This window comes from Mesorhizobium sp. M8A.F.Ca.ET.218.01.1.1 (assembly GCF_004791165.1).
Lineage (GTDB): Bacteria > Pseudomonadota > Alphaproteobacteria > Rhizobiales > Rhizobiaceae > Mesorhizobium.
On sequence record NZ_SRUZ01000002.1, the window covers coordinates 62,967 to 77,515 of the forward strand.

17 protein-coding genes are annotated in these 14,549 nt (G+C 62.0%); 9 read left to right on the forward strand and 8 right to left on the reverse strand.

Annotated elements, in window-relative coordinates:
- The first annotated feature begins 71 nt into the window (after positions 1 to 71).
- Positions 72 to 1,631 (forward strand): alkaline phosphatase family protein, encoded by a 1,560-nt coding sequence (locus tag EN861_RS06670; protein ID WP_135863079.1) that lies wholly within the window; start codon positions 72 to 74, stop codon positions 1,629 to 1,631.
- A gap of 29 nt (positions 1,632 to 1,660) precedes the next feature.
- Here the strand turns inward: EN861_RS06670 and EN861_RS06675 are convergent, their stop codons facing one another.
- Complete coding sequence (locus tag EN861_RS06675) at positions 1,661 to 2,953, reverse strand: PRC-barrel domain-containing protein (RefSeq protein ID WP_127278577.1); 1,293 nt, start codon at positions 2,951 to 2,953, stop codon at positions 1,661 to 1,663.
- A 251-nt stretch (positions 2,954 to 3,204) separates the two neighbouring features.
- Between EN861_RS06675 and EN861_RS06680 the strand changes: the two genes are divergently transcribed.
- The gene (locus EN861_RS06680) at positions 3,205 to 4,125 is read left to right on the forward strand and encodes a diacylglycerol kinase family protein (protein WP_135863081.1); all 921 of its coding nucleotides are present in this window, start codon (positions 3,205 to 3,207) and stop codon (positions 4,123 to 4,125) included.
- 29 nt (positions 4,126 to 4,154) lie between these two features.
- Here EN861_RS06680 and EN861_RS35305 read toward each other — a convergent pair whose 3' ends face one another.
- Positions 4,155 to 4,328 carry a hypothetical protein gene (locus EN861_RS35305; protein ID WP_189343577.1) on the reverse strand — a complete coding sequence of 58 codons (174 nt, stop codon included), beginning with the start codon at positions 4,326 to 4,328 and terminating at the stop codon, positions 4,155 to 4,157.
- A 155-nt stretch (positions 4,329 to 4,483) separates the two neighbouring features.
- On the opposite strand from EN861_RS35305, the gene EN861_RS06685 reads away from it, so the two are divergent.
- Positions 4,484 to 6,016 carry an HWE histidine kinase domain-containing protein gene (locus EN861_RS06685; RefSeq protein WP_127872057.1) on the forward strand — a complete coding sequence of 511 codons (1,533 nt, stop codon included), beginning with the start codon at positions 4,484 to 4,486 and terminating at the stop codon, positions 6,014 to 6,016.
- A gap of 26 nt (positions 6,017 to 6,042) precedes the next feature.
- Here the strand turns inward: EN861_RS06685 and EN861_RS06690 are convergent, their stop codons facing one another.
- The 3 genes from EN861_RS06690 to EN861_RS06700 form a co-directional block, all read right to left on the reverse strand.
- Positions 6,043 to 6,504: a hypothetical protein gene (locus EN861_RS06690; RefSeq protein WP_127872058.1), complete on the reverse strand. Its 462-nt coding sequence runs from the start codon at positions 6,502 to 6,504 to the stop codon at positions 6,043 to 6,045.
- Between the two features lie 10 nt (positions 6,505 to 6,514).
- Positions 6,515 to 6,841 carry a DUF883 family protein gene (locus EN861_RS06695; RefSeq protein ID WP_135863083.1) on the reverse strand — a complete coding sequence of 109 codons (327 nt, stop codon included), beginning with the start codon at positions 6,839 to 6,841 and terminating at the stop codon, positions 6,515 to 6,517.
- A gap of 126 nt (positions 6,842 to 6,967) precedes the next feature.
- Positions 6,968 to 7,729, reverse strand: coding sequence for a Crp/Fnr family transcriptional regulator (locus EN861_RS06700; protein ID WP_135863085.1), 762 nt, complete (start codon positions 7,727 to 7,729; stop codon positions 6,968 to 6,970).
- A gap of 150 nt (positions 7,730 to 7,879) precedes the next feature.
- Between EN861_RS06700 and EN861_RS06705 the strand changes: the two genes are divergently transcribed.
- Complete coding sequence (locus EN861_RS06705; RefSeq protein WP_245464483.1) at positions 7,880 to 8,260, forward strand: response regulator; 381 nt, start codon at positions 7,880 to 7,882, stop codon at positions 8,258 to 8,260.
- A 44-nt stretch (positions 8,261 to 8,304) separates the two neighbouring features.
- Here EN861_RS06705 and EN861_RS06710 read toward each other — a convergent pair whose 3' ends face one another.
- Positions 8,305 to 8,856: an RNA polymerase sigma factor gene (locus tag EN861_RS06710; RefSeq protein WP_010911883.1), complete on the reverse strand. Its 552-nt coding sequence runs from the start codon at positions 8,854 to 8,856 to the stop codon at positions 8,305 to 8,307.
- 3 nt (positions 8,857 to 8,859) lie between these two features.
- Positions 8,860 to 9,063: a NepR family anti-sigma factor gene (locus EN861_RS06715; RefSeq protein WP_127280183.1), complete on the reverse strand. Its 204-nt coding sequence runs from the start codon at positions 9,061 to 9,063 to the stop codon at positions 8,860 to 8,862.
- A 222-nt stretch (positions 9,064 to 9,285) separates the two neighbouring features.
- Between EN861_RS06715 and EN861_RS06720 the strand changes: the two genes are divergently transcribed.
- The 5 genes from EN861_RS06720 to EN861_RS06740 all read left to right on the forward strand — a co-directional run bounded on the left by EN861_RS06720 (position 9,286) and on the right by EN861_RS06740 (position 12,721).
- Positions 9,286 to 10,080: a response regulator gene (locus tag EN861_RS06720; protein ID WP_127280180.1), complete on the forward strand. Its 795-nt coding sequence runs from the start codon at positions 9,286 to 9,288 to the stop codon at positions 10,078 to 10,080.
- Between the two features lie 208 nt (positions 10,081 to 10,288).
- On the forward strand, positions 10,289 to 10,453 hold the full coding sequence (locus EN861_RS06725) for a DUF1328 domain-containing protein (protein ID WP_027031438.1): 165 nt from the start codon (positions 10,289 to 10,291) through the stop codon (positions 10,451 to 10,453).
- Between the two features lie 163 nt (positions 10,454 to 10,616).
- Complete coding sequence (locus EN861_RS06730; protein ID WP_135863088.1) at positions 10,617 to 11,651, forward strand: sensor histidine kinase; 1,035 nt, start codon at positions 10,617 to 10,619, stop codon at positions 11,649 to 11,651.
- 414 nt (positions 11,652 to 12,065) lie between these two features.
- A complete protein-coding gene (locus EN861_RS06735) occupies positions 12,066 to 12,392 on the forward strand; it encodes a hypothetical protein (RefSeq protein ID WP_135863092.1) in 327 nt (108 codons plus the stop codon).
- Between the two features lie 83 nt (positions 12,393 to 12,475).
- Positions 12,476 to 12,721: a YMGG-like glycine zipper-containing protein gene (locus EN861_RS06740; protein WP_027141909.1), complete on the forward strand. Its 246-nt coding sequence runs from the start codon at positions 12,476 to 12,478 to the stop codon at positions 12,719 to 12,721.
- A gap of 136 nt (positions 12,722 to 12,857) precedes the next feature.
- Here EN861_RS06740 and EN861_RS06745 read toward each other — a convergent pair whose 3' ends face one another.
- Complete coding sequence (locus tag EN861_RS06745; protein ID WP_127277538.1) at positions 12,858 to 14,498, reverse strand: CHASE domain-containing protein; 1,641 nt, start codon at positions 14,496 to 14,498, stop codon at positions 12,858 to 12,860.
- Positions 14,499 to 14,549 lie beyond the last annotated feature (51 nt).

The following is a 14,549-nucleotide window of genomic DNA, read 5'->3' on the forward strand; positions in this document are numbered from 1 at the left end:
CCATGGCCTTGCGCGGCTGATGGAATCGGTTCCATGTGCGCATTCGAACGTGCTGGGAAGGGGTAGCGCAAGTGACTGGAAAAGGCAGGCGGCCAAATGTCCTCCTCATTACCTGCGACCAGTGGCGCGGTGACTGCCTGTCGACTGCCGGCCATCTCCAGGTGAAGACGCCGAATGCCGATGCGCTGGCCGCCGAAGGTGTGCTGTTCAAGCGCCACTACGGCGGCGCGGCTCCGTGCTCGCCCGCGCGCGCCTGCCTCTACACAGGCCTCTACCAGATGAACAACCGTGTCTGCCGCAACGGCACGCCGCTCGATGCCCGCCACGGCAACATCGCGCTTGCCGCGCGCAGCGTCGGTTACGATCCGACCTTGTTCGGCTATACTGACGTGTCGCTCGACCCGCGCCAGCTGGCACCGGCCGATCCACGGTTGCACAGCTATGAAGGCGTGCTGCCCGGCTTCACGGTGCGCCAATTGCTGCCCGAACATCAGAAGCAGTGGCTGTCATGGCTGAAGCAGCAGGGCATCGATGCCAGCGCTGGAAGTCCTGATATCCATCGCCCCGTGGGCGAGGCGGACGGCGCGGTGACTGAAGCGCCACCCGTTTACTCCAAGGACCAGACGCCAACGGCCTTCCTTGCCGGCGAATTCATCCGCTGGCTGGGCGAGCAAGAGGAGGCCGCGCCATGGTTTGCCCATCTTTCCTTTATCAGCCCGCATCCGCCCTTCATTGTGCCGGAACCGTACAACACCCGATACGATCCGGCGGACGGCCCGGCTTTTCACCGTGCGGAAAGTTGGCGAGCCGAATCTCAGGGCCACCCCTACATCTCCTATGATCTTGGCCGGCAAAACCGCGCAAGGTTCCGCCCCGGTGCCACGGGCAAGGTACACGACTGGAGCGAGGATGATTTCCGCCGCATCCGAGCCATCTATTACGGCATGATCTCCGAAGTCGACGCACAGCTCGGCCGCCTCTGGCAAGCGCTGAAGACCGAAGGCGCCTGGGACAACACCATCATCGTGCTCACCTCCGACCACGCCGAAATGATGGGCGACCATTTCATGCTGGGCAAAGGCGGTTATTTCGACGGCAGCTATCACATCCCGCTGATCATCCGCGATCCCCGCCATCGCAAGGCCGCTGGCAGCACTGTCGATCGCTTCACCGAAGCTGTGGACATTTTGCCTACGCTCATCGACCTGCTCGGCGTGGCTCCCGAACCGCATCTTGACGGGTGCTCGCTGAAACCCTTCCTGAGCGGTGGAACGCCCGCCGTTTGGCGCGACGCGGCGCACTGGGAGTTCGACTTTCGCTCGGTCGCGGACGGTGAAGCCGAACGGCACTTCGGCCTTACCTCGCGCCAGTGCAACCTCGCTGTCATCCGCACGCAGAAATTCAAATACGTGCATTTTGGCGGGGGCTTGCCGCCTTTGCTCTTCGACATGGAGAACGACCCTGGCGAATTGAAGAACCTCGCCAGCAGTCCGGCACATCGCTCCACCCGCCTGGAATTCGCCGAAAGGCTGCTTGCCTGGCGGGCCGAACATCTCGACCAGTCGCTTGCACTCTCGGAACTGACGGAAAACGGGGTGGCTGGATACGCAAGGTCGCAGGCAGGGCGGTAAGGGATCTCCCCTACCGCCCGTTTCCTTGCCTATCGAACGATCAGACGCTGCTCGTCGCGCTTCTGCGCGTAGGAGCCCTTGTCGTAAGCCGCTTGCTTCTCGAGCTGCTCCTTGGTGAAGGTCGTATAGAGGTACTTCTTGCCGTCCTTGTCGGTCATGAACTTCAAATTATCCATGCCAACCGCGACCTCCTTCGAACCGATGCCGAGGAAGCCGCCGACGTCGACGATCACAGCATCGGTTTTCTTGTCGGGCGCCAGCACGACATCGCCGATCTCGCCGACCTTGGCGTCGTTGGCGCCATAGACTGTCGTGCCCTTCAGATCGTCAGCCCTGATCTCGCCAATCGGCATCTCCGTCAGCTTCGACTTGTCGATGGCCGCGGTCTTTGTCTGGTCGGGAGCGGTGGCGTCAGCCGGCGCCGCCGCCGTCTTGTCCGCCGGAGCGGCAGCAGGAGCTGTCGCGGTGGCTGGCGCGGTTGCCGCCGGCTCGTTCGATGCCGTCGTAGCCGGTGCCGGATCATAGGCCTTGCGGTTGAAGTCCGGCTGCGCCTGCAGTTCTTCCTTGGTGGTCTGCGCAACCAGCCAGCGGTCGCCATTCTTCTGTGCCCACTGCGCCTTGGCGAAATCATAGGCGACGTTCTTTTCCCCCATGCCGAGGAAGCCGCCCACGCCAATAATCAGCGACTTTGCCTTGCCTTCCTTGGTCAGCACGATGTCGTTCACGTCGCCGATCTTCTGGGCGTCGTCGCCTGTGCCGTTGTAGACATTTTCGCCGATGATGTTTGTGGCCAGATTGCCATCAGCCTGTTTCACCGGTTCCGCATTCGCCTCCGCGGGCTTCTGCGCGGTGTCTGTCGACGTGGCCGGCGCCTGGGCAGTCGTCGATGCGGCCGGGGCCAGCGCATAAGCCTTGCTGTCGAATTCCGGATGCGCCGTCAGCTCGTCCTTGGTCGTCTGCGCGACCAGCCAGCGGTCACCGTTCTTCTCGGCCCATTGCAGCTTGTCATAGTCAAAGGCGACGTTCTTGGTTCCGACGCCAAGGAAGCCGCCGACACCGATGACGACGGATTTCACCATGCCGTCCTTGTCGAAGACGACATCAGTGACCTTGCCGATATTCTCGGCATTGTCGCCAGTGCCGTTGTAGACGGTTTCGCCGATGATATTGGTGACGATGCTGCCCTCAGCGTGCACCACCGGCGCGGCCGGCTCCTGCGCCGCAGGCTGCTTCGCGGGGGCCGGGGTTGCAGTGCTTTGGGCGAAGGCACCGGTCGCGACCATTGTCGCAAGGGCGGTCGTGGCTAAAAGGGTGCGGATCATGATAGTCTCTCCTCGTGCTGATTTCGTGCACGCCGCGCCCGGTTGAACCGTCGCTGGGGAGATCGGACGCGGCATCTCTACAGGTTCACAACGTCGTGACCATGCTGTTGTTCCCACGAAGCGAATGCGCGCTACCCAGCTTCGAATCCGGCCTGGATTGCGGCGCAGCCGGAACCTTTCCAAGCCCGCCGCGTTTCAGCCTACGGCTGGGCGCGTCCTGGTTAGGTTGTGATTGAGCAGCGGAGCGGGGCATGAAATTTGCAGCGGTGCTGAACCGAGATGGCGGCACCTTGCGTACCACCGATATCTCAGCTTTCTCCGACCGCATGCATCAGACGCTGGACGCGGCGGGCCACTCTCTCAGTATCGATATCGTTGCCGGCAAGGATGTCGTGGTAACCCTCGACAACGCCGTGTCACGCCGCAGCGTCGATGTCGTGCTCGCCGGCGGCGGTGACGGCACCATCTCGGCCGCGGCCGCGAGGCTGATGGGCAAGAAAAAGGCGCTCGCCATATTGCCGGCCGGCACGATGAACCTGTTCGCGCGCGGCCTCGGCATTCCACAGTCGCTCGATGCCGCGCTAAAATCCTTCGCCGACGGCGAAATCATCGCGGTCGACATGGCCACGGCCAATGGCCAGCCCTTCGTTCACCAGTTCTCGATCGGCATGCATGCCAAGATGGTGCAGCTGCGCCAGGGGATGGAATTCGGTTCGCGCCTGGGCAAGATCAGGGCTTCGGCAAAGGCGGCCTGGGCAACGATCAAGAACCCGCCGGCGATGAACGTCACGCTCGGCATCGGCGACGCCGAGGTGATGGCGCGCATATCAGGCATCGGCGTCACCAACAATCTGTTCGGCGAAGGCCATCTGCCTTATGCCGACAACCCTGCCGGCGGCGTGCTCGGCATCTATGTGACGGTGGCGCAGCAACGCGCCGAACTGCTCAAGTTCTTGTTCGACATTGCGCGCGGCAAGTGGCGCGACAACGAGCATGTCGAAATTCACCAAGCCGACCGTACGGTGCTGAAAATCCATTCCGGCGGCAGAAAGTTCCGGGCCGTGATGGATGGCGAACTGGTCAGGCTCGATCGTGAGACGACGATCGAAATCCATCCCGGAGCGCTCAACGTCCTGGTGCCGTCCAGCATCGCCGAGGCAAAGGCTGCCTGATGCGGTCTCGAACGACGAAAGCCAAAAAACTAGCCGCCCGGCGCGCTTCCTTGCTCGGTCGCCGGTGTCTTGGCCGCCCGGCCATAGATTTCAGCGGCACCCCAGGCCGCGAAACTCAGGAGCAGCGCGGCGATCAGGATATACAAGACATGCCAGCCCCACCGTCCCTGACGCGCTTTGTTTTCGGGAATGATCTTGGTCATGATCGGCCCTTGTCTCGATTTGCGCCGGCTGACGCGGCCGGCGAAACATGGTCGGGTAACGGTTCCTCGCTAGGATGGTTCCAGGCAAGCCGGACCAGTGCCGGCGAAGAGACCAACAGGATGGCGGAAGTCGGGACTGGGCATTGGGGACTTGGGTGAGCAGCAAGGCGGAAGCAGCGCTGGGTCTGCCAGCCGAGGTCGCGCGCGCGGTGAAGGACGAAGACCGGCTCGCCGTGCTGCGTGGGCTGGAGGTGATCGATTCGACGATCGACGTGGATTTCAACCGCATCAGCAACCTCGCCGCGGCCGTAATGCAGGCACCGATAGCGCTGGTCACGCTTGTCGATCTCGAGCGGCAATGGTTCAAGTCATGCTTTGGCCTCGACGAAACGGAAACGGCGACCAGAATTTCCTTCTGCGCCCACGCCATCGCCGCCGGTGACGGCCCCATGGTGGTGACTGATGCGACGGCGGATCCCCGCTTCAAGAACAACCCGCTGGTCACAGGCGAGCATCATGTGCGCTTCTACGCAGGCGCGCCGATGCTCGTGGCCGGCGCCAGGATCGGCACGCTGTGCGTGATGGATCGCAAACCCCATGTCTTTCCATCCAGCGCCACACTGGACCAGTTGACGATGCTCGCCGGTCTCGCCGGCAGCCTGTTCACCCTGAAGGATGCAACCCGCAGCGGCGCGATCGCCGAGGCCGCACTGGCGCGCGAGGAAAAGCGGCGCGCCATCGCCCTCGACGCGGCGTCGCTCGCCAGCTGGGCATGGGACATCCGCACGGACATGATCGAGTGCGACGTCAGGCTGTCCGAACTGTTCAACCTGCCGCGCTCGACGCGTTTGCGGGCGCGCGACATCCTGACCGCCATCGACCCGCGCGACGTCTATCAAACCGAAACCCGCTTTCGCGACGCCTTGACCGGCAGCGACGACTATTTCGGCGAATACCGGGTGAAAGGCTTTCATCCACCGCGATGGGTGGCCACGCGCGGCAGTGTCATCGAGCGCGATGGCGACGGCAAGCCGACGCTGATTTTCGGCGTCAACTACGACATCTCGGAACGCAAGCTTGGCGACGAACGGCAACGGCTGCTGCTCAGAGAACTCAACCACCGTGTCAAGAACACGCTGGCAACGGTCCAGGCGCTGGCGACGCAGACCGTGCGCCATGCCCGCCAGCCGAGCGAATTCCTCGAGGCCTTCCGCGCGCGGCTTCAGGCCCTGGGTATTGCCCATGGTCTGCTGTCCGACCGCGAATGGCGCGGCATCGGCATCCGTGAACTCGTCCAGATCGAGATCAAGCCCTTCGACACCGCCGACCAGCCACGCTTGACGATCTCCGGCGCCGATCTGTTGCTGTCGCCTGATCAGGCCGTCGGGCTCGGGCTGATCCTGCACGAACTGGCCAGCAACGCGCTGCAATATGGATCGCTGTCTGTTGCATCGGGCAAGGTTGATCTCGGCTGGAAGGCGCAAGGCAGGAAAGGCGACCGGCGCCTCGTTTTCACCTGGCGCGAAAGCGGCGGTCCTGAAGTTGCGCCTCCGGAGCGGCACGGCTTTGGCTCGATCCTCATCCGGCGCAGTCTGGCCAAGGTCATTTCGAGCGAAGTGACCCATGAATTCCGGCCGGACGGCGTCTTCGCCGAAATATCGATGCCGCTGGAAGATCTGTCGGAGTGAGACGAGGCAGTGCAGGTGCCAACATACTACTCCTCGCCGGCATCCGGATGATCGGTGTCCGGCTTCACGTTCTCGCGGTAGATGGCATAGGCCGCCAGTGCCACGGCCGGACCAAGAATAACCCCGAGTCCGCCTTTTCCCTTCAGCAATGTCGGCAGCACGGCGAGCGCGGCCGTAATGCCGATCGCCTTCATGTCGGCCTTGCGCCGCCTTGCCTCGCGGCGGACCCGGGCGCCCGCCATCAGCCGGTGGATCAGAAGAACAAGGCCCGCGATCACCAGGAAGCCGACACCGAAACCAATCGCGGCAGCTAGCGATCCATACCGCACCGACGTCCAGATATAAGCTGCCCCGACCAGGAAGCCGAGGCCGCAGAATGCCGCCAACGCTGCAAACGCGTAGACGACGGCCGCCGTGCGCGCGCGCCGCACGGCGGCCATTGTTTCACCCGAGGCGAAAGCCGAGAGCAGGGAAGCCAGCAGTCCCATCTCGGCGGAACTAGCGACGCGCCAGCAGTGCGAACAGGAAGCCGACGCCAGCGGCGATTGCAAGAGACGTCACCGGCTTTTCGCGTACGCTTGCCACCATCTGCGCCTCAATATCCCTGGCGTTGCCGCGCAGGCTGTCGAAGGCGGCCTCACCTTGGGCGCGCAGCTGTTCGACGCCTTCGGCCGCCGCCCGGCGCGCCGTGCCGTAGCCGTGTTCGCCGGTCTTGGCCAGCTGTTTGGTGAGCTTGTCGATATCGGCTTTCAACTGCCTGATGTCGGCTTCGAGATCCGGATTCGTCCGCGCTTCGTTGGCGGTCTTGCTTGCGGCGGTTGCCATTGCTTAACTCCTTGTGATTGCTCGATTTCAAACGCGCCGTGCGTCCCAAAGTTCCGATGCCCGGACAAACTAGCCGAAAACCCGGTCATGCGCACCCGATCCGCCGCCCTGGCAAGAAGTGCGGTGTCAGATCAATGGCCGGCGGCCCTCGCCCAGCCCCTCCCAGCCGGCGAGCTGCTTCAGCCCTTCATTGTCGACGACCCCGCACCCGCCGTCGCGCCAGACGATCAGCTGGCGATCCATCAGCTTGCGGATCGTCTTGTTGGTGTGAACCAGCGACAGGCCAAGCGTATCGGCGATGTGCTGCTGCGTGATCGGAATCTGGATGGTTTGCTTGCCGTTCAGTCCGACGACCTTGGCTCGGCTGGCGATGAAGGCGATAAGATAGGCGGCACGCTCGATCGCGCTGCGGCGGCCGAGACTGAGCAGGTTCTCGTCCAGCATGCGCTCTTCGCGCGACGCGATCCAGGTGATGTCGTAGGCGAGACCGGGATGGTTGCGGTAGAGTTCATGCAGGTTATCGCGTTCGAACACGCAAAGCAGCATCGGCGACAGGGCCTCGACGGAATGCTGCATCTCCCCCATGACGCTACCTTGCAAGCCGATGAGATCGCCAGGCATGAGATAATTGAGGATCTGTCGGCGGCCGTCCTGCAACAGCTTGTAGCGAAATGCCCAGCCGGACAGCACGGTGTAGAGATGGGCGCTGTGGCTTCCTTCCACGAGAACAGTGGCACCCTTGTCGACCGTGAGCTCGCCCTTCTTGAATTGACTGATGAAGGCCAGCTCCGGTTTCTCGAACTCCCGGAATACCGACAAGGGCCGTAACGGGCACTGCTCGCAAGGATATTGCCGGCTTGAAAAAGAGCGCCCGATCTGGCTTGGCATTTCGATCCCCCGTTGCGAAAGTCTGCCGTCGGCAGGCCAGTTTCACGCGCTTGCCCGAGATCGCTGTTTCGTCGCCGGCGCATGTCTTTTTTAAATGACAAGACACCAAATTGCGATCATGAATCCCGGCGTTTCAAGGAGCGATTGCCTGTGCCCCAATTACTTGACGGATTGCGCATTCTTGTCTTGGAGGATGAATTCCTCATAGCCATGGATGTCGAGCAACTCTGCCGTGACCACGGTGCGGGCGAGGTGGTGGTTGCCCGCGACCTGGCCGAGATCGACGGCCGTAAGGTCGCGACGCATTTCGACGCGGCCATTGTCGATCTGATGCTGGGCGGCGCTTCGACGCTCGAATTCGCCGCGGGCCTGCGGGAGACCGGCGTCCCGTTCGTGTTTGCGTCCGGCTACTCCGATGCGGACGAGATCAAGGCATCCTTTCCCGGGGTGAGGCTGGTCACCAAGCCCTATTCAGGCGAAGACCTCGTTGAAGCGGTGGCGCTAGCCTACGGTCGCGGCTCCCCCGGCTAAGACTGACGCGACGGCACTCGAATTGCCGTGATGCAGCCCGTATTTCAATGTGCCGCCGTGCCCGTGACCTGGGCGGAGATCGCATCGGGACCATACTCGTCCTCGCCGGAGATTTTCAGGATTTCCTGAAGGCGTGTACGAGCCCTGCTGACGCGGCTCTTGATCGTTCCGACAGCGCAACCGCAGATTTCGGCGGCCTCCTCGTAGGAGAATCCCGATGCGCCGATCAGGATGATGGCTTCGCGCTGGTCCTCCGGCAATTGCTCGAGGGCGCCGCGAAAATCCTTGAGGTCGAGCTGGCCGTGCTGTGCCGGATGCACCGCAAGCCGGGCCGTCATGATGCCGTCGCTGTCCTGCACCTCGCGGCCGCGCTTGCGCATCTGCGAATAGAATTCGTTGCGCAGGATCGTGAAAAGCCATGCCTTGAGATTGGTGCCAGGCTGGAAGCTCTCATGCTTGTCCCAGGCCTTGACCAGCGTTTCCTGAACGAGGTCATCGGCCTTGTCGGCATTCTGCGTCAGCGACACGGCAAAGGCCCGCAAGCTCGGGATTGCCCCAAGCAGATCGGTCTTGAAGCCTTGGGAGACCGCGGCCATGACCTAGTCCTTCTTCTGTGCGGGTTCGGCTTGTTCCAGTTGGCTGAGCAACTGGGCGAAGCGATCCGGCACATTGTCGGAGACCAGCTCGTCGTAATATTGTTTGAGTTTGCGTCCGATTTCGGAGTTCGGCCCCAGCGGGTCGCCGGCACCGTTCCGGCGCCTGCCCGCGGCGCCAGCCAAAATATCTTTCGTCATATCCTTCATTTCGCCCTTATAGTCCCAGCGCCCAAGCCGCCCATAACAACACAACACAAGGCAAGCGACACCCTCGTCTGGGTTGCCCATCCCGATATCAAACGCCGTTCCCATCTATTCGTTCCATATAGGCCGGAACTTTTTCGGAAAACCCGCGTTGTATTAGCGGGGCTTGCAACAAGCTTGACCTGCAATCCGTGCACTCGCGTCATCTGAGGGAGACGTCTTACCATGAGTTTATCCGCCACCATCGCACCGCACCTGCCGTTCCTGCGCCGCTTTTCGCGTGCCGTCTCGGGATCGCAAGAGAGCGGCGACGCGCTGGTCGCCGCGATGCTCGAAGCCATCATCGCCGACATCGAGATCTTCCCCGAGGCATCGAGTGACCGGATCGCCTTGTACAAGGTTTTCGCCAAGCTCTTCACATCGGTTGCCATCCGCGTCCCGCAGGAGCAGGCACAATCGGCGTGGGAACAGCGCGCGGCCGCCAATCTCAATGCCATCGCGCCGCTTCCGCGCCAGGCCTTCCTGCTGGTTGCCGTCGAAGGTTTCAGCGAGGACGAGGCGGCCGAAATCCTCGATGTCGGTGACCAGCAATTCTCCGAGTTGCTTGCTCAGGCAAGCAACGAGATTTCACGCCAGGTGGCGACCGATGTGCTGATCATCGAGGATGAACCGCTGATCGCCATGGACATAGAGGAGATGGTCGAGAGCCTCGGTCATCGCGTGGTAGGAACGGCGCGTACCCATGCCGAAGCGGTGACGATGTTCGGCAAGACCCGACCGAAGATGGTGCTGGCCGATATTCAGCTCGCCGACGGCAGCTCAGGCATCGAGGCCGTGAACGAAATCCTCTCCTCGACATCGGTGCCGGTGATATTCATCACCGCCTTTCCCGAGCGTCTCCTGACCGGAGAGCGCCCCGAACCCGCCTTCCTCGTGACCAAGCCGTTCAATCCCGACATGGTGAAGGCGCTGATCAGCCAGGCGCTGTTCTTCGATCGGCAGGCCAAGGCTGCCGCATAGATCGCGGCCTCCGGAAGCCGGACAAGATCAAAGAAAGGCCGCCGGATGCGACCCATCCGGCGGCCTTTTTTGACAAGCCGGATCGGCTACCGGCGAATTTCCAGCCGGCGCTGCCCGGAACGATTTGCAAGCCCCGTCTTTTTCGGCGAATGGTGGAACAAACCGCATCCACCCACGTTTTTATCGCATCATTCGAAGGAGATGAACCATGCTGTACTGGGCGCTCGTATTTCTCGTCGTGGCGATTATTGCCGGCGCGCTTGGTTTCGGCGGCATCGCCGGCACATCCGCCGGAATCGCGCAGATATTGTTCTTTATCTTCCTCGCTTTCCTGGTCATTTCGCTTCTGGCCGGCCTGTTCAAGAGGGCATGAGCCTGACGGCTCATCAGGTGAACACTGGAAGCCGCACCCCTCAAACGGTTTCCAGCCACCGCCGGGCGGGGTCCTTCAATGGACACCGTCCGGCGGACCGCTTTTAGGGGAACCCATTCGACAGTGAGCCGTTCAGCCTGAGTTGGGTGGACAGATTTGATCGATGCGCTCCAGGACTTCAGATAGAACGGAAGGCGCACGGAGCGATGAAGTCATCGCCATGCATCCGGCCGAAAGTGGCATGCAGCTTGGTCGGGCTCTTCTCCACGCGCTGCACAATGCCGGCATTTCCGTCCTTTACCAGGATCGCGAGATGAAGACCGTATGGGCCCGCAACATGCGCGCGCCCTGGGCTTCCGACGATGCCGATGGGAACGGCATCCTGCAGACGGCGCAGGCCGATCGCATCGGCGCCGCCAAGCACGATGTGGTCGCGACCGGCGATCCTCAGCGCCTTGAAATCAGTGTTCCGGTCGAGAATGGCGTCCGCTGGTTTCAGATTTGGGTCGATGCCGACCGAGGCGACGATGGCGATGTACAAGGCGTCGTCACCACCATGGTCGAGACGACCGAGCAGAAGCGGCGCGAACAGACATTGACGACGCTGCTGCGTGAAGTCAGCCACCGCTCGAAAAACCTGCTGGCGATCATCCAGAGCATCGCGACCCAGACCGGTCGTTATTCCGACGGCGTCGGCGACTTCCTGACGCGCTTCCGCGGCCGGCTGCAGTCGCTGGCGTCCTCCCAGGATCTGGTGACATCCTCCAACTGGCGAGGGGCAGCCCTTCATGAGCTGGTGGCGAGCCAGGTCGGCCGCTACGGAGCGAACCCATCGCACAGCCTGCGCTTCCGTGGCGCCAATCCCTACCTCAATCCCAACGCCGCGCTGCATATCGGCCTGGCGATGCACGAACTCGCCGTCAACTCCGTCAGCTATGGCGCCCTGTCCCGGCCTGACGGTTTCGTCGAGGTCACCGCCAACCTCGACGCCGCCGCCACGGGGGAGGTAGCCCTGTCTTTGACATGGGCCGAAACGATAGGGACCGACAACGATCGCGGCGGTCAAAAGCGATTCGGCAGCGTCGCCTTGGAGCGGGTGGTGCCAGCATCCCTGAACGGAACCGCGGACCTCAATATCGGCGGCGGCCACCTCGAATATCGCCTTGTCGTTCCGCACAGCAATTTCGAGACGCAGTGAGAGCCTCGGCAAGCAGCGATTCTTAACCGGCTATTCACCATAAGGGCGGATGCTGTTTTTCCCGGATACAGCCGGAACCTGCCCCGCCGTCGGACATTGTTTGCAGGCTTGCAGCGCGATACCGGAGGATGTCTTGACAGTCGCCGACATGAACAGACTGGAACAAGCCGCACGTATTTCGATGGGCGAATTTCTGGAAGCCGAATCCTCCGTAGAAACACCCCTCGAGCAGATAAGGGTTTGGCGAAGGGGCTCCTTCTTGCCTTGACCGTGACAATGTTGCTGGTCGTTGTCTGGCAGTCGACCTGACTTAGGTCCTGCCCTGTTGTCATCCAAGTATTCGCGTAACTCCCTTGGAAGGACAGGAACTTTTTGACGATGTTGGCCGTTATTGCGGCCAGAGGAACATCTGTCATGGAACACATAGCCGCGTTGTTACTGGTGATCGGTTGCTCGAACTCGATGGCCGAATGTCGGGAATTGCAGGTCCCAGTCAGTGTTTTTGCAACAGCCGACGAATGCACCGCTGAGCGCCCCTTCGCGATGGGCGACGTACAGGGACAGGCGCAGCATATTGTCGCCAAATGCCTCGCGGTCGACCCCGCGTTGGAGGACGACTACGATCAAATTGCCTGGAAGGTGCGGCCAGACGGTAGCCTTGACGCTTCGTTGGTGATTTCCAACCTCGTCATGGCATCGAACACGATCCGCCCAGAAAAAGACCACCTTAGCCAACAATAAATTTGCAGCAGCAAAGGCCATCGTTTCGTGCTAAATGGCGGTTGGAGCTTACTAAAGTGTGGACACAAGTGAGGAGTGACTCTATGCGGAAAATACTTATTGCCATGGTTGCGGTGGTTGCCGTCAGCGGCTGCACCACGACTGAGCAGGACGTCGTCGGCGGCGGCTTGATCGGCGCGGGCGTAGGCGGATTGGTCGGCGGCGGCAAGGGCGCGCTGATCGGCGCGGCCGTCGGTGCCGGGTCCGGCCTGCTGGTTCGCAACCTGCGCAACGGCTACTGCCAGTATCGCGATCATCGCGGCCGGATCTACACGGCCCGCTGCAACTAATTCAGCGATCGAAGCATTTCCAGGCGCTGTTCGGCGATTCCATGAAACGCTGAACCGCTCTGATGGAATACAGATCCGGGGGCCATGTCCGGCCTCCGGATTTTCTTAGCGTTCGACGCTGGCGGCCGGCAGGATTTTAGCCGACCAACGGAATTCTGATTTCCACCTTCAGGCCGTCAGCCTGGAAATCGCGCTTGATCGTGCCGCGCAATTCGCGCGTGACGTTGAGGTCGATCAGTTTGGTGCCGAATCCGGTTACGGCCGGCGCCTCGATCCTGTTTTTCCCGACTTCCCGCCAGTTCAGCGCCAGCATCCGCTCGCGCCCACGCCCTTCCAGCGACCAGTTCACTTTCAGCGCCCAATCTCCCTTGGAGGAATTGGCGGAATTGCCGGCTTCACCATATTTCAGCGCATTGGTGGCGAGTTCGTGAAAGGTCAGGCCAAGCGCCTGCGTCGTGGTTTCGTCGAGCAGCACCTCCGGGCCTGACAGGAGACCCTCCGGCAGTTCCTTGCCGAACACCTGGCCGAGCTCGATTCGCAGCAGATCGGCAAGGTCGGCTTTCTGCCAGCGCGAGCGCGTCAGCATATCCTGCGAGGCGGCCATCGCCTGCAGCCTGGCCGAGAAGGAAGCGGAGAACTCATTGACGTCGGTGGCCCGCGACGCCGTCTGCCGCGCGATCGCCAGCACCCTGGTGATCGAGTTCTTGATGCGATGCTTCATCTCCTGCAGCATCAGGTCCTTTTCGAGCAGGCTCTTTTCCGTTGTCTCATGCAAGGCCGATACCGCGTCATAGGCCCGCTCCTGGTAGCGCGCCACCAGCGCGATGGCACCGGCCAGGAGCAGGCCGAACAGTCCCAGCATGACGGGGATGGCGCGCGACGAGGGTTGCGAGAAGGCGCTGGTCGGCCTGAACAAAACGGTCCAAGGGCGCCCCGCCACGGTCATCTTGCGGGTGACCAGCAGCCGGTCTCCCAGGGATGAAACCGGTGGCGTCTCCGAGCGGAACAACAGATTGTCGCCGTTCACCGCTCCGTCGTAAATCTCTGTGTTGACCGGCAGCAGCGGCGCACGGCTCAGCGCGATCTGGAACAGGTCCCGGGCCCGGAAGGCGGCATAGAGAAAGCCGGCGGTCGAGGATCGCGATGCGTTGATGACCTCCGGCGCCGTTTCTACATTGAGCCGCACGAAGACCAGGAACCCGGTGAAGGTCTGCGCGACGCCCGTGCCCTGGCCGAGCTGCACCAGCCCGCTTGCATGCTGCTGGTCGTCGGCCATCGCCTTTTCGATCGCCACGCGCCGCACCGGCTCGCTGAACATGTCATAGCCGATGCTGGCCTGGTTGGACGGATCCAGCGGCTCGAAAAGGGCTATCGGCGTGCGCCAGGGCTGCGTCGTATCCGGATAGACCGGATGGCTGGCGCCGAAATCGTGGAGGATGTCGCGCTCCACTGCGGCTTCGTCGCCCGTCTTGACCAGCCGCAGGAAGCCGATGCCGCGCAGGCCGGCAAAATTGCTGTCGATATCCAGCGCCTTGAAGAAGGCCTTGAACTCGCTCTGGGAAATATCGCCGTTGCGCGCATCGAACAGGGCCTGTGTCGAGCGCAACAGCGACAGATGCAGGTCGATGCGGCTCTCGATCCGGTTGAGGGCGTCATCGGCCGCCCCTTCGAACTTAATGCGGGCGGCCTCCTGCGTCGCGAAATAAGCGAACCCCGCCATGGTCATGCTGATCAATGCAACGGCTATGAACGCGACGATTGGAAAAAGCTTCTTCAACGGATGATGCGGTCCATGAGCAAAACAGGACCTTTATGGGCAACTCGCCGG